Source organism: Nostoc sp. CMAA1605 (assembly GCF_021596505.1).
GTDB lineage: Bacteria > Cyanobacteriota > Cyanobacteriia > Cyanobacteriales > Nostocaceae > Trichormus.
Genome location: NZ_PJIZ01000071.1, coordinates 1 through 14,550, shown reverse-complemented (window position 1 = coordinate 14,550; position 14,550 = coordinate 1). Strand labels below are relative to the sequence as shown.

18 protein-coding genes are annotated in these 14,550 nt (G+C 41.4%); 11 read left to right on the top strand and 7 right to left on the bottom strand.

Translation table 11 applies throughout. From position 1 onward, the window contains the following. Window positions 1–21: 21 nt before the first annotated feature. On the bottom strand, window positions 22–465 hold the full coding sequence (locus CV014_RS20900) for a hypothetical protein (RefSeq protein WP_236143789.1): 444 nt from the start codon (window positions 463–465) through the stop codon (window positions 22–24). 402 nt (window positions 466–867) lie between these two features. Here CV014_RS20900 and cruF point away from each other — a divergent pair, with 402 nt between their 5' ends. Together cruF and cruG are read left to right on the top strand one after the other, a co-directional pair. After that, window positions 868–1,776, top strand: a complete 909-nt coding sequence (gene cruF / locus CV014_RS20895; protein ID WP_236143788.1) for a gamma-carotene 1'-hydroxylase CruF — start codon at window positions 868–870, stop codon at window positions 1,774–1,776. Between the two features lie 193 nt (window positions 1,777–1,969). Further along, on the top strand, window positions 1,970–3,166 hold the full coding sequence (gene cruG / locus CV014_RS20890) for a 2'-O-glycosyltransferase CruG (RefSeq protein ID WP_236143803.1): 1,197 nt from the start codon (window positions 1,970–1,972) through the stop codon (window positions 3,164–3,166). Here cruG and CV014_RS20885 read toward each other — a convergent pair. The 6 genes from CV014_RS20885 to CV014_RS20865 all read right to left on the bottom strand — a co-directional run bounded on the left by CV014_RS20885 (window position 3,163) and on the right by CV014_RS20865 (window position 8,476). Further along, window positions 3,163–3,357, bottom strand: coding sequence for a hypothetical protein (locus CV014_RS20885; RefSeq protein ID WP_236143787.1), 195 nt, complete (start codon window positions 3,355–3,357; stop codon window positions 3,163–3,165). The genes cruG and CV014_RS20885 overlap by 4 nt on opposite strands. A gap of 85 nt (window positions 3,358–3,442) precedes the next feature. Beyond that, window positions 3,443–4,351: a ribonuclease HI gene (gene rnhA, locus CV014_RS20880; protein WP_236143786.1), complete on the bottom strand. Its 909-nt coding sequence runs from the start codon at window positions 4,349–4,351 to the stop codon at window positions 3,443–3,445. A gap of 466 nt (window positions 4,352–4,817) precedes the next feature. After that, window positions 4,818–5,129 (bottom strand): hypothetical protein, encoded by a 312-nt coding sequence (locus tag CV014_RS30465; protein ID WP_329608414.1) that lies wholly within the window; start codon window positions 5,127–5,129, stop codon window positions 4,818–4,820. Window positions 5,130–5,149: 20 nt separating this feature from the next. Next, window positions 5,150–5,431 (bottom strand): hypothetical protein, encoded by a 282-nt coding sequence (locus tag CV014_RS30460; RefSeq protein ID WP_329608413.1) that lies wholly within the window; start codon window positions 5,429–5,431, stop codon window positions 5,150–5,152. 136 nt (window positions 5,432–5,567) lie between these two features. Beyond that, entirely contained in the window at window positions 5,568–6,593 is a 1,026-nt protein-coding gene (locus CV014_RS20870; protein WP_236143785.1) for an ABC transporter permease, read from the bottom strand. Window positions 6,594–6,823: 230 nt separating this feature from the next. After that, window positions 6,824–8,476, bottom strand: coding sequence for an ABC transporter substrate-binding protein (locus CV014_RS20865; RefSeq protein ID WP_236143784.1), 1,653 nt, complete (start codon window positions 8,474–8,476; stop codon window positions 6,824–6,826). Between the two features lie 685 nt (window positions 8,477–9,161). Between CV014_RS20865 and CV014_RS20860 the strand changes: the two genes are divergently transcribed. The 9 genes from CV014_RS20860 to CV014_RS20820 all read left to right on the top strand — a co-directional run bounded on the left by CV014_RS20860 (window position 9,162) and on the right by CV014_RS20820 (window position 13,805). Beyond that, on the top strand, window positions 9,162–9,485 hold the full coding sequence (locus tag CV014_RS20860) for a hypothetical protein (protein WP_236143783.1): 324 nt from the start codon (window positions 9,162–9,164) through the stop codon (window positions 9,483–9,485). A 484-nt stretch (window positions 9,486–9,969) separates the two neighbouring features. After that, the gene (gene psbB, locus CV014_RS20855) at window positions 9,970–11,499 is read left to right on the top strand and encodes a photosystem II chlorophyll-binding protein CP47 (protein ID WP_236143782.1); all 1,530 of its coding nucleotides are present in this window, start codon (window positions 9,970–9,972) and stop codon (window positions 11,497–11,499) included. Between the two features lie 168 nt (window positions 11,500–11,667). Then, window positions 11,668–11,766, top strand: a complete 99-nt coding sequence (locus CV014_RS20850; RefSeq protein WP_103135505.1) for a photosystem II reaction center protein T — start codon at window positions 11,668–11,670, stop codon at window positions 11,764–11,766. 418 nt (window positions 11,767–12,184) lie between these two features. Further along, window positions 12,185–12,343 (top strand): hypothetical protein, encoded by a 159-nt coding sequence (locus CV014_RS20845; protein WP_236143781.1) that lies wholly within the window; start codon window positions 12,185–12,187, stop codon window positions 12,341–12,343. Between the two features lie 133 nt (window positions 12,344–12,476). Further along, window positions 12,477–12,635, top strand: a complete 159-nt coding sequence (locus CV014_RS20840; protein ID WP_236143781.1) for a hypothetical protein — start codon at window positions 12,477–12,479, stop codon at window positions 12,633–12,635. A gap of 133 nt (window positions 12,636–12,768) precedes the next feature. Next, window positions 12,769–12,927, top strand: coding sequence for a hypothetical protein (locus tag CV014_RS20835; protein ID WP_236143781.1), 159 nt, complete (start codon window positions 12,769–12,771; stop codon window positions 12,925–12,927). Window positions 12,928–13,060: 133 nt separating this feature from the next. Next, window positions 13,061–13,219 (top strand): hypothetical protein, encoded by a 159-nt coding sequence (locus CV014_RS20830; protein ID WP_236143781.1) that lies wholly within the window; start codon window positions 13,061–13,063, stop codon window positions 13,217–13,219. A 133-nt stretch (window positions 13,220–13,352) separates the two neighbouring features. Continuing rightward, window positions 13,353–13,511, top strand: coding sequence for a hypothetical protein (locus CV014_RS20825; protein WP_236143780.1), 159 nt, complete (start codon window positions 13,353–13,355; stop codon window positions 13,509–13,511). A 135-nt stretch (window positions 13,512–13,646) separates the two neighbouring features. Continuing rightward, the gene (locus CV014_RS20820) at window positions 13,647–13,805 is read left to right on the top strand and encodes a hypothetical protein (RefSeq protein ID WP_236143779.1); all 159 of its coding nucleotides are present in this window, start codon (window positions 13,647–13,649) and stop codon (window positions 13,803–13,805) included. Window positions 13,806–14,550: the final 745 nt, after the last annotated feature.

The following is a 14,550-nucleotide window of genomic DNA, read 5'->3' as shown; positions in this document are numbered from 1 at the left end:
AAAAGTTTTTGAAAGATGTTTCTAAAACCAAACCTTCTGTGTAATAGCTGTGTAAGCAAACGCACCTAAACCCACGCCTGCAACTGAAAAAACACAGGTAACTACAAAAGCTAGCCCTTCTCTAAATCCTGCTGATTGAAAGTCGATTCTGGCTAATATTGCCGACGCAACAATCAATAAGGTGTCAAGGAATATCCGAAACCACGCCAGCATCATAAAGAATAAAAATGCTCCCAACACAGCAGCCACAAAAGTCTTAGTGTTGGAACCGAGTAGCACAACCGAGTATTTAGCTAAAGTTGAATAGGGAGCTGTTAAGGTTCCCACTAAAAGTAACAAACTCAGCACTAGCACCAACCAGACAAACCACGGGGCTTGTGCTTCAGATAAAGACCAACCCAACGTCCCATAGGTAAGTATTAGTAGACCCAAAGTTATCCAAGGAATTCTATTTACAATCAGCATGGATTGGTGAATATCTAATTTACTTGTTACAAATTTAGCCTTGCCTTACTGAAATCATTGTGATCTAGGTCATAAATCACTCACATTCAAAGCGTTTTTGGTGATGAGCAGCTTTGAACCTAAAATTATGTTTGCAACCCCCACCTGGGAGATTATTGTTCAGCAGATTTTACTAGACAAAAGCTAGTTTATCTGGACACATTGTGGCGTTAATAGCTTAGACTATAACCTTATCATCCCATTTATTCTAGATGCAACCCATAGATTTTCATTCTCTGGCAAAAAAGTTCAACAAACTTTTGCAGAGAATTACAGGCAAAACTAGTTAAATATTTTCGTAAACATTTGTAAACTGATAGCAGCAGAGTAGCCGAGTATCACATCTTGATTTAAGGAATGATCATGAAACAGCTTGTTGTCTTTGAGCGCGTGTCCCTTATTGGTCACATTGTGTCAATGGTGTTTGGATTGGTAGGGATACTACTAGTTATACCGAATGCCGAAGTCATTCTTCATCTATCTGAGATAGGACAAACAGCCATGCAATGGAGTATGGCTGGAGGTGGAGTAGTCTACATGATTTTAGGGGCGGCTGCGGTATTTTTGTATGCCTTACGGACATTGGGTTTAGGCCGTACCTTGGGATTTATGCTGCCTGCGGTGTTAATTTCCTTAACCAGTGAACTTTTAGGAACAAGCACAGGTTTTCCTTTTGGTCACTACAGTTACTTAAGTGGCTTGGGTTATAAAATTGCTGGTTTAGTTCCATTTACCATTCCCTTGTCATGGTTTTATGTGGGCTGTTCTGCCTATCTGTTAGGACGTGCTGGTTTAGCAGTTGATAAAAAGCCGAGTTTGTTACGCCATATCGGTGCAGTTGTTTTAGGTGCGTTGTTACTTACATCCTGGGATTTTGTCCTTGATCCAGCAATGAGCCAAACATCTCTGCCTTTTTGGTATTGGCAGCAACCAGGTGCATTTTTTGGGATGCCTTATCAAAACTTTGCAGGTTGGATGGGTACAGGTTCAGTGTTTATGACTGTAGCTGCATTGTTGTGGAGAAATCAGCCGATTAAATTTGAGCGATCGCAGCTAAATTTACCCCTAGCGATCTATTTAGGTAACTTTGGTTTTGCAACTGTCATGAGTTTGGCGGCTGGATTTTCTGTACCTGTCTTACTAGGTCTAGTATCAGGCGTAGCCCCAGCAATACTGCTATGGTGGAAAGCTACAGTTGCCCCATCCGCAATTGCTGTTGAACCAGCAGCTACTGAGGTTTCTGTGGCTAGCGTCAAAGTGGCTCTGAAGTAAAAAAATGAGATGAGGGACTGGGAACTGGTGAGTCAGTTGGCAAAATAGGGGGTTTCCCCATCAGCAACTGACAAACCCCGAATGAGGGATGAGGGAAGTGAAAGAAAACATTCTATTCCCAATGCCCAATTCCCCATGCCCAATTCCCCAGGCAAAACTATATTCAAGATTTCAACTGCACAATATTTTTACCGTGGACAACGCTTTAATAGTAGAAAGCGCGATATCGCTATTTTTCCTACTCATCCAATTACCTGCGACAGCGATACTGCTTTCGCGTCTACTCAAGGGGCCAAGACGCAATCCCCCCATTCAACCACAACAGCCTACATCAGAAATTTTAGGCAGTGTGAGCGTTGTTATTCCCACCCTGAATGAAGCCCTCCGAATTAGTCCTTTATTGGCTGGTTTGAGTCGTCAGAGTTACGAAGTCCGAGAAATTATTGTTGTCGATAGTAAATCCCAAGATGGGACTCCCGAACTAGTAAAAGCTGCACAGCAACAAGACCCCCGCTTTCGCCTCATGAATGATGATCCTTTACCTACAAATTGGGTAGGTCGTCCGTGGGCGTTGCATAACGGCTTTTTGTCTAGTTCAGAAAATAGTGAATGGTTCTTAGGGATGGATGCAGACACACAACCCCATCCTGGTTTAGTAGCTGGCTTAGTGAGAACAGCAACAGCCCAAGGTTATGATTTGGTGTCTCTCTCGCCGCAGTTTATCCTCAAATATCCTGGAGAATGTTGGCTACAACCAGCATTACTAATGACTCTACTTTATCGCTTCGACCCCGCCGGAATTACTACAGAACAGCCGGAAAGAGTCATGGCTAATGGACAGTGTTTTTTATGCCGTCGGTCTGTATTGGCTGCTGTGGATGGTTATAGCAGTGCTAGTAGTTCCTTTTGTGATGATGTCACCTTAGCTCGTTACATTGCCGCCCAAGGCTTTAAAGTGGGTTTTTTAGATGGCGCAAAGGTGCTAAAAGTCAGGATGTATGAGGGAGCGTTAGAAACTTGGAAAGAATGGGGGCGTAGTCTTGACCTCAAAGATGCTTCACCTCAAGCGCAAATTTGGGGAGACTTATGGTTGCTTTCGGCAGTTCAAGGTTTACCTCTAATAATTGTGTTGAGTTATTTTTTGGTCAGCCTACTTTTACCTTTACCTGAAACATGGACTTTAAAGTGCTTATTGGGATTGAATTTATTTTTATTATTCATTCGCTTTGCCATGTTACTAGCGATCGCACCTTCCTATGATCGAAAAACGGCTACTGCTGGTTGGCTATTTTGGCTTTCTCCTTTTGCTGATCCTTTAGCGGTGTTGAGAATTTTCTTATCTGCATTACGTAAACCTAAAGAATGGCGGGGGAGAAAGTACGGGAATTAGTGCTGAGTGCTGAGTGGGGAGTGCTGAGTGCTGAGTGGGGAGTGCTGAGTGCTGAGTTTTGAGTAGGGAGTTTTGAGTGTTGGATAGGGAGTTTTGACTAGGGAGTGGGGAGTATTGAGTAGGGAGTGTTGAGTCGAGATTAGAGTCAAGAAGATTGAATGGTTTTCGTAGAAAAACTCAAGAATCAACATTTACAACCTGCCACCCACTATCTTTAACTAAAAAATCTAATCCTCTGCACTCATAACTCAGCACTCATAACTCAGCACTCACCACTTACTCTTCTTCACCTCCCAGGCGATCGCCTCGTTCTAGTTCCCAGAGTATTTGATTTCCTTCACGCCTTACCCGTGAAACTATCCAATTTCTCCATCGCCATTGGTCTCCTCGGCTAGTGACAGCACTAGCATGGACATCCATCAGGTATGCCAATTCCGAACTTGTAATCAGGTAGCCTTTAGCAGCAATTTCGTCAGCAATACGTAGAGTTTCAACTAAGTTACGGAGTTGTTCAACCCTTTGTTCAGGCAGCTGTTCTTCGACTGTAGCCGCAGCTTGTGCGGTAGATGGTTCCATAGTGGTTGTGTATGTTGCGGAAGGTTCGATTTCTTGTATAGTTTTGTTAACTATTGTAGAGGTTGTAACATGATTATGTACTTTTGATACGATATTTCCGTTATTGTCAGGTAAAGATTTATGAGTGTGATCAGTGAGTAATCGCTTCAATGAAGGGATTTTACCACTGGCAAAACTGCGAGCAATCACATCACAGCGTTCGTTACCGACGTTACCAGAATGTCCCCGGACATGATGCCAATTGACTTGTTTAGTATTGAGTTCATCAAGAGTTTCTAACAAGTCTTGATTTTGGACAGGATTACCATCAGCTTTTTTCCAGCCTTTACGCTTCCACCCTTTCACCCATTTAGTAACACAGTTAATCAAGTATTCGCTATCGGTATACAGAGTGATGGGTTGAATTTGTCCAGAAGCATGGAGAAATTGTAAGGCAGCGATCGCGGCTTGCATCTCCATTTTATTATTTGTGGTGTGGCTGGCTGCATCACCCATTTCATGAACTGAGCCATCATTGAAATAGACAACAACACCCCAGCCACCAGGGCCAGGATTACCAGTGCAAGCACCATCGGTGTATATACTTTCGATTATCGGTTGGGTAGACATAGTAAAAATATCAAACCGCATTGGTAAGCAATGACTTTAGCGGCAAAAGATGGGAAGCAATATATACGTTAACCTAGTAAAAATCAATCTTCCACTTAGCTTTAGAAAATATACTTAGGGTCTGTTGAATAACTTTAAAACTCTTTACTGGTAAGCAATTCGCGGTTATTTTTGGGAAAAAAGTGCAAGAGAATTGGGATATGAGGCTGAAAAAATTTGCATCTCCAATTTTTTGGAGGCAAAAAAATTGGAAAAAATTAGGGTAAAACTGTTCCCTGTTCCCTACCTCCACTAAAGGACTTTTTCAGCAAGCCCTAAGTAAAATATAGCGTTTCCTAGTCTACTGAAGTACAAATTTATCCGCTTACCCTGCGGGAAGCAAGCTATATCTGTGTTCATCTGCGTTTAATTATTGTCCTTTGTACGTCACTAGGGTAAAAAAGGCTATATTTTCTTGCGCTGGCAATTAATTGCTCACTGGGGCAGATATGAGAGTATGAGCAACAATACCAAGAATTTTATCTACTTCCCTAATAAAGTAATCCTGCTTATCAATAAAAACAGTATGATTACAAAGTTTTAAGAATTTCCAATCAGTTCCTGTAGTTACTACACCATAAATTTCATTAATGGGGTTTTCCTGTTGTTGGTTGAACAACTTAGAAGCAATCATTGTAGCAATACACTGACCTAAACCAGATTTAATACTTTCATTTTTAGCCTCCACAATCGTCACCACAGGAGCAGTAATATCATATTGTTCCTGCGATTTGCACAAGATAAAATCACAACGTCCTTCTAGCCCTTTATCAGTATCAACATTAAATTCTGACCCAGAAAAATACTAACTTGATATTTTAAATAACGCCTAACTTCTATGAGAACAGGCATAATAACCAATTCTGAACGAGCTTTTTCTGTATTGATTGCTGTTACTAAAGGCAAATGTTCTGCCAGAATAATGTTGAGGTAATCGGTAGGTGCAACAGTCGGGGTATTCAAGAATAAATCTTGATTTTCAATGACTGTGAGGTTGAAATCTTTTTTAACCTTGTTGAAAGTAAAGGCACTGTATGACATTTTTAACCTCTACTTATGTGCAGCAATATTTGTGGATGAAAGCATTATCTAGAGCGTGAAATCAGCAATTTTTGAGTCAGGAATTAAGCCTAAAAAATAAGGACTAAAGTCCTGACTACAAACTTTTTGGCTATGCTTAATAACGGATTCTGGGGTCAACGTAAGCATTGAGAATATCAATCAAAATACTCGCGCCAACAACGATCGCCCCAAAAAATACTAGTACACCCTGTACTGTAGGATAATCGCGATCGGATATTGCTTGATATAGTCTATTCGCCAACCCCGGCCAAGAAAATGTCACTTCAGTTAAAATCGCTCCCCCTAACAAGGAAGCAAAGGTTAAACCCAGCACTGTAATCACGGGAATTAAGGCATTTTTCAACGCATGGGAGACTAAAATTTTATTTTCCGCAACTCCTCTGGCTCTAGCTGCTTCTACATAGTCGGCGCGGAGAGTTTGTTTTAAGTTCACGCGGACAATTCGCTCAAAAATCCCACTCAATAAGATTCCTAAAGTGATACTGGGAAGGGCTAAATGATGTAAAGATGCGAAAAACTGAGTAAAGTTGCCTTTGAGTAAGCTATCTACAGTATACAAGCCCGTAATTAATGAGGGAGGATCAAGATTGGGTGGGAAGCGATTAGAGTTGGGAAACCAACCTAGCTGTACAGAAAAAATCAACTGTAACAGCATTCCCGCCCAAAACATGGGCAATGCGTAGGTAACAATACCAAATAATCGTCCACCCAGATCAAAGGATGTCCCAGGACGAGAAGCGGAAAGTGTTCCTACCAAAATACCAACCACCAACGCCACCGCCATACTACAGACAGCTAACTCTACTGTGGCGGGAAAATGTTGTCCGATAATATTCCAAACTTGCTGTCCTCGGCTGGTTAAGGATGTACCTAAATCGAATCGCAGCAAACTACCTAAATAATTGAGGTACTGTAGCCATAAAGGTAAATCCAAACCTAATTGTCTTCTTAATTCTTCTTTAGCAGCTTCCGGTGCGCGTCCCCCCAAAATCGCATCGGCGGGATCTCCTGGGGTAGCGCGAAGTAGTAAAAATACGATGGTAATGATAGTTAATAACTGGAGTGGTGCTAGGAGCAACCGAGAGACAATGTAGTATTGTAAGGCTTTTGATCTAGACATTTTAATTATTAGTTATTAGTTATTAGTCATTAGTCATTAGTCAATGGTCATTAGTTAATCATCTCAATCTCAATAAGGTCAATATTCAAGTTTTGCATCTGCATAGCCTCTTGGCTTCTCGCATACTACCTTATGATTCTTCTGTAGTGTTAGTCAGTCTTTGCAAAAGAATTCATACTAATACTAATACTAATACTAATGACTAATAACCAAGGACTAATGACTAATAACTATTTCTTGATAGTTTTGTAAATCAAGTTTTGGGTGGGGTCAAGTTGTACGTTGCTTACACCTTTTTGGGCAAATACATAGTCTTTACTTTGCCATAAGGGAACGTAAGGAACATCATTCACCACTTGGGTTTGGATTTGTTCAAAAATCTTCTGCCGTGCTTCAGGATTTTGTTCTTTACGTTGTTGGTCAATTAATTTATTCATGGTTTCGCTATAGTAAAACGAACCCTGAGTTTGGCTACCACCATCTTCACAGCCTTTAGCATCTGAACCTTTTTGACAGGCTAAAAATGGCTGTACGTAGTTATCGGGATCTAAGAAATCTGGATACCAATCTAGTAAAGCAGCAGGATATAAACCTTTGGAAATGTCTTTAAAGAAAGTTGCTCCTTCTACAGTGTTAACTTCCAACTGCACTATATTATCCATTTTGGTATCGACTAAAGATTTTAGTGTTTGTGCAGCTAAAGAGCGAGTGGGTGAACTCGAAGGATACCAAACTGGAATTTTGATCGGATTATCTTTGGAATAACCAGCAGCTGTTAATAATTGTCTGGCTTTCTCAAAATTACCATCACTGTATTTATCTTTAAATAATGGTTGAGAAACATTGAATGTGGTGGGAATCATGCTGTAAAGGGGATCAGCTTGACCATATAAAACTCGTTCCATTAAGAGTGGACGGTCAATTATAGCAGCGATCGCCTGTCTGACTTCTGGTTTATCAAGGGGTTTTTGATTGCGATTTAAGACTAAATAGCTAACTACACTACCCTGAGATGTAATTGCTTGCCAATCTCCTTTTTTACCGCCTTCTTCTAAGCTACGAATTTGATCTGGCTGTAATGATAAGTAAGCTACATCAACTGCGCCTGTACGGAAAGCATTAAACAAATTCACAGGACTGGTTTGGATTTGGACGTTAACGCCTTGGTTAGCGGGTTTTTCTCCCCAATATTTATCAAAAATATCTAAACGGAGTGAATCTGTACCATACTGTGCCAATTTATAGGGGCCAGTTCCCACAAAAGTGTCTGGTTTAAATTTCCCCGCACCAATTTCATAAGCACCAGGTGAAACAGCACACACCCCAGAGAAGGCTAACAAAGCAGGAAAAGCTGCAAAAGGTTTTTTGAGTTTGATGGTTAACTCATAATCTCCTGTAGCGGTCACAGAACTGACTGTATCTGCTAACAAGAAGGATGGTTTACCCTTATTCTCAATAAACCGCTTGATACTAAACTCCATCGCCTTAGCATTAAAGGGCGTACCGTCGTGAAAAACTACTCCTTGACGGATAGGGATGGTGTAGGTAAGACCATCTGCACTCGCTTTAGGTAAAGCTGTCGCCAATTGTGGCTTAATTTCCGTGCTTCCTGGTTCGTAAGTGTAGAGGCGATCGCTCATATTAAATACTAAACCCAAGGATGCCAACTCATAGGCATCCGCCGGATCTAAAGTTCTTGGCTTGGCTGTCGTTCCCACAGTGATCCGACCATCCCCAGCCGTTGTAGTTCCTGGACTACTAGGTGTAGTATTTGTCTGTTCTCTTGGTGTACAAGCGATCGCAAACAATAAGCATAAACAAAACAACGATAGAAACCTTGTCACTCGACCCCATCGTCGCCCTAATATGGTAAACCCTGTCATGGCACTTAGATTTGTAAAATTAGCCAGTAATCATACTATATGTGTGGCAGTGTTGGGGATTGGGGACTGGGATTGGGGCATTGGGCATTGGGCATCGGGCATTGGGACTAGGAATAGTTTTTGTTTTCTATTCCCCATTCCCCATTCCCTATTCCCTATTCGCTATGCGCTGTTTTGTATTAAATATTTCATCAAGATAAAATAATTCATATTGATTACAATGAATATCTTTATTAGGCTGTTGTAGTAACAGTAATAGTTAATATTTGGTGTTAATTTGTTGTTACATTTATCCAGCCATCATTGCATCTTGTTAACCAAATCTACCCGAAGAATAAATTTGTACAATGAATCAAGTTTTTCTTGTGTAATCAGTTCTCTTCAGGGATTAATCCTCAATTAAACTTCTCGTAAAATTCCGATGATGGCTTGATAAGTAAATGTCGTCTTTATACATCATCTAGGACTTACGCAGTGATACGAAAAATCAACGATTTGGGTGAGGGTGTAGGGGTATAGGGGTGTGGGGGTGTAGGTGTTCAAAACCCTTACACCCCTATACCCTCACACCCTTACACCCCTTCTGAACAAATAACCTCTGTGCGTAAGTCTTGATCATCAACTGATGATGATGTCCCGATTGTAGACAACAAAATTATCAAGTTGAAAAAGTGAGAGTAACACTGTGAAGTATTTTTTTCTGGCTGAAGGATGGACTGTTGGCAGAGTTTGGGCTTCGGATGGACTCTGGCAAATTACTGCATGGCGACGACCACCAGATATTCAACGTCTGAATATTTGTTTAGTGGAGAGTGATGAATTGATGTGGCTGTATCGCATTGAAGAAGCAGTCTTGACTGTAGAAGTTAAACCCACAGCACCAGGACTTGTTAGTCAGACCATTGGTCAAGTCGTACTCAAACGACTAATGACGGCAGAACAAGTAATTGAACGTCTAGGAACGGCTGAGGCTAAGTGTCAATTGCAAAACATTCAGTCTGTGGTTTAGATAGGGGTATAAGGGTGTAAGGGTGTAGGGGTGTAAGGGTAAGAAGTAAGCAAGGTAATTATTATTTCGATGCCCAATGCCCCATGCCCAATGCCCCATGCCCTATTCCCTATGCCCAATTAATAATTTATGTAAATTTTTATAAACATAATCTAGGTATATTTTGAGGGCGATTCATGGCAAGATAAATCTTGCAGAGTATACGATCGCATCTATTGACAGGCTTGCAAACAGTTCCATCAATAGTTACACTTTTTAAAACATTCTCATTTTTACTTAGCGATCGCTACCCTCTGGGATAAATTCTCCGAAGTGTGTCAGCATTGCTAAAGGAGTCACATCTGGCTGAAAAGCTTGGCTGTGACAAAGCCCAGGCTCTGGCAATAAAAAAACTCAGAGAAGTCCGAGGTTAGGCTTCCAACCTTGGAACCTTAAGTAAGAAAATTGTTTTGTAAACATAACTCATCGAGGAGGAGCGTAGTCGATGGGACTACCCTGGTACCGAGTACACACAGTCGTTCTGAATGATCCAGGGCGGCTGATTTCTGTACACTTGATGCACACAGCCCTGGTGGCAGGCTGGGCTGGTTCGATGGCACTATACGAACTAGCTATTTATGACCCCAGTGATCCTGTTCTCAACCCCATGTGGCGGCAAGGGATGTTCGTGCTACCCTTCATGGCACGGTTAGGTGTAACCGATTCTTGGGGCGGTTGGAGCGTTACTGGTGCTTCATCTGTTGACCCTGGTTTCTGGTCATTTGAAGGCGTAGCTGCGGCTCATATAGTCCTTTCTGGTCTATTGTTCCTAGCTGCCGTTTGGCACTGGGTTTTCTGGGATTTGGAACTCTTTAGAGACCCCCGCACTGGTGAACCCGCCCTTGACTTGCCAAAAATGTTTGGCATTCACCTGTTCTTATCTGGTTTACTCTGTTTTGGTTTTGGTGCTTTCCACTTAACAGGTCTGTTTGGCCCTGGAATGTGGATTTCCGATCCCTTTGGGGTCACTGGTAGCGTCCAGCCAGTAGCACCAGAATGGGGGCCAGCCGGGTTTAACCCCTTTAACCCTGGTGGTGTAGTGGCTCACCACATCGCCGCCGGTGTAGTTGGTATTATTGCTGGTTTATTCCACCTCACTGTTAGACCCCCCGAAAGGCTTTACAAAGCTCTGCGGATGGGTAACATTGAAACCGTATTGTCTAGCAGTATTGCGGCGGTATTTTTTGCTGCCTTCGTGGTTGCAGGCACAATGTGGTACGGTAACGCTACCACCCCCATCGAGTTGTTTGGCCCTACCCGTTATCAATGGGATCAAGGCTACTTCCGCCAAGAAATTGAGCGTCGCGTACAAACTAGCTTGGCTGATGGCGCAAGCCTTTCTGAAGCTTGGTCACAAATTCCTGAAAAATTGGCCTTCTACGATTACGTCGGTAATAGCCCCGCTAAAGGTGGTTTATTCCGTACCGGGCCAATGGTGAAAGGTGATGGTATTGCCCAATCTTGGCAAGGTCACGCTGTATTCACAGACTCTGAAGGTAGAGAACTAACTGTACGTCGTCTACCCAACTTCTTTGAAACCTTCCCTGTAATTCTGACTGATGCTGATGGCGTTGTCCGCGCTGACATCCCCTTCCGTCGGGCAGAATCCAAGTATAGCTTCGAGCAAACTGGTGTAACTGTTAGCTTCTACGGTGGCGATTTGAATGGTAAGACCTTTACAGATCCCGTCGATGTGAAGAAGTATGCCCGTAAAGCTCAAGGCGGCGAAATCTTTGAATTTGACCGCGAAACTTTGAACTCTGACGGTGTATTCCGTACATCTCCCAGAGGTTGGTTCACCTTTGGACACGCTGTATTCGCCCTGTTGTTCTTCTTCGGTCACATCTGGCACGGCGCACGGACAATCTACCGTGACGTATTTGCTGGTGTAGAAGCGGATCTAGAAGAGCAAGTCGAATGGGGTCTATTCCAGAAAGTGGGTGACAAGACAACCCGCCGGAAAGAAGCCCTCTAATTTTAGTGCTGAGTAATGAGTAATGAGTGCTGAGTGAGTTCTGTAACTAAACACTCAGCACTCAGCACCTAGCACTCAGCACCGGCTAAACGCCGCGCTTCCGCTAACAGCACCGGCTAAACGCCGCGCTTCCGCTAACAGCACTCATAACTTTAAGGAGCTTTTGACATGGAAAGCGTTGCATACATTTTAATTTTGACCCTGGCGATTGGAGTTTTATTCTTTGCGATCGCATTCCGCGAACCCCCCCGCATCGAGAAGAAATAGAAGTCAAAAGGTATCTCATACCAAACTTCCAAAATCAAATAAAAGCCTGATCCGTTGTTACTCATCGTAGAAACAACGGATATTTTTTTGCTAAGAGGTAAACACAGTTAACAGAAAGAGACAAAAAGATTTTATTTTGGGAAAGAAAATCAGGCGATCGCTTCTGTGTGTACCTGATTCGGTACTTAACTTGAATTTCTATATCCTGTTAAAACCGTTGTTATTCCGGCATTTCTCAGACTCTATTTACTATCTAGAGTCATCAAAAAAATATTGTAAAGTGTATTTCTTTTGTCCATTTCCCTGGAAGCAAAATACATAATTGCTGGTTTCGCTACAGATTATATAAATGTGGGACAAACAAAACCAAACACCAAAACAAAATTTCCCACTAATTTACTCAGGAGAACAATCAATCATGGCTAACGTAACAATTTCTAACTTAACCCCTGCTGGTAGCGAACTTTTTCAAGGTGAAGATAGCTTCATTCACGAACTCAGCGAACAAGAAATCAGTGATGTTTTGGGTGGCGGACGAGTACAAATTCTTTGGACTGCCGTTTGCGTCGAATGGTAATTAAAAAATGTTCATCACTATGACAGTAGAGATGAACATCTTTAATAAACTTTCATATTTTATCTGTACAAACACAGAATCACCATTGTTTCAATCAACATTAGCACACATTTACTCAGGAGAACAATCAATCATGGCTAACGTAACAATTTCTAACTTAACCCCTGCTGGTAGCGAACTTTTCCAAGGTGAAGATAGCTTTATTCACGAACTTAGCGAACAAGAAATCAGTGATGTTTTGGGTGGCGGACGAGTACAAATTCTTTGGACTGCCGTTTGCGTCGAATGGTAATTAAAAAATGTTCATCACTATGACAGTAGAGATGAACATCTTTAATACACTTTCATATTTTATCTGTACAAACACAGAATCATCAACGTTTCAATCAACATTAGCACACATTTACTCAGGAGAACAATCAATCATGGCTAACGTAACAATTTCTAACTTAACCCCTGCTGGTAGCGAACTTTTCCAAGGTGAAGATAGCTTTATTCACGAACTTAGCGAACAAGAAATCAGTGATGTTTTGGGTGGCGGACGAGTACAAATTCTTTGGACTGCCGTTTGCGTCGAATGGTAATTAAAAAATGTTCATCACTATGACAGTAGAGATGAACATCTTTAATACACTTTCATATTTTATCTGTACAAACACAGAATCATCAACGTTTCAATCAACATTAGCACACATTTACTCAGGAGAACAATCAATCATGGCTAACGTAACAATTTCTAACTTAACCCCTGCTGGTAGCGAACTTTTCCAAGGTGAAGATAGCTTTATTCACGAACTCAGCGAACAAGAAATCAGTGATGTTTTAGGTGGCGGAAGAGTACAAATTCTTTGGACTGCCGTTTGCGTCGAATGGTAATTAAAAAATGTTCATCACTATGACAGTAGAGATGAACATCTTTAATAGACTTTCATATTTTATCTGTACAAACACAGAATCATCATTGTTTCAATCAACATTAGCACACATTTACTCAGGAGAACAATCAATCATGGCTAACGTAACAATTTCTAACTTAACCCCTGCTGGTAGCGAACTTTTCCAAGGTGAAGATAGCTTTATTCACGAACTTAGCGAACAAGAAATCAGCGATGTTTTAGGTGGCGTGAGAGTTATTATTTGCTGGACTTTAATTTGCGTTGAGTCCTAATCATTAATTACCATTGCTGCTGCTATAGAGACGAGCATCACAAATCAAATCACATTTTTCTATCTGTCTAAAATATCAGATAGATCATGATCTAAATCCAAATTATTACTAATTTACTCAGGAGAACAATCAATCATGGCTAACGTAACAATTTCTAACTTAACCCCTGCTGGTAGCGAACTTTTCCAAGGTGAAGATAGCTTTATCCATGAACTCAGCGAACAAGAAATCAATAATGTTTTAGGCGGTGTGAGAGTTATTATTTGTTGGACTTTAATTTGCGTTGAGTCCTAATCAAGTTCATCTCTATTGTCATAGGGATGAACTTGATTAGCTAAATGAAATTCAGACTTTGAACCCTAAGCTGCTTAGTGAGCTTAGGGTTCAATAATTTGTGAAAACTATGTTAAGTAATGTAAAAATACTAGGATTCAGTTCGTAGTAAGGACTTTAGTCCTTTTCTGTTCGCAGAGCATCTCGTAAAGCCTACGGCACTCTTTCTATGACACGCTTGGCGTATTCCTTCCCTGCGGGACGCTCCGCGAACGGAGAAGCAAGCTACGCGTAAGCGTCCAGCAGGGAACGTAGAGAAGAGAGAACTAAAGTTCTCACTACAAACCTTTAATTATTTACTCCGTCCCACTTAGGGACTTCCAGATAAAAAAGTATCCAAACTGTAGTATCCAAACTGTAGGGTGCGTCAGTGCGAGAAAACCTAACTATACCAAGAGGTTATTCATACTGACGCACCCTACTAAGCTGTTTATTTGGGATAATTTATTTTTTGGTGTTCCCTTATACAATAGCGATCGCTAGTTTCATCACTCAGAATGATGAGATAATACCAAAGGGTAAAGCATAAGAAAATCCCAGCTTTTTGAAGAAAGTGGGATGATAAATTGATGCTAATTTGAAACTGATTTATAGGGCTGTAGTAAAATCTAATTGTTCAATTTGTTGCTTCACCCAGTCGCTAAATAACTCTGTAGCGATTTTATGACGTAATAAATTATTTAGCTCTGGCTGGATAAATTTCTTC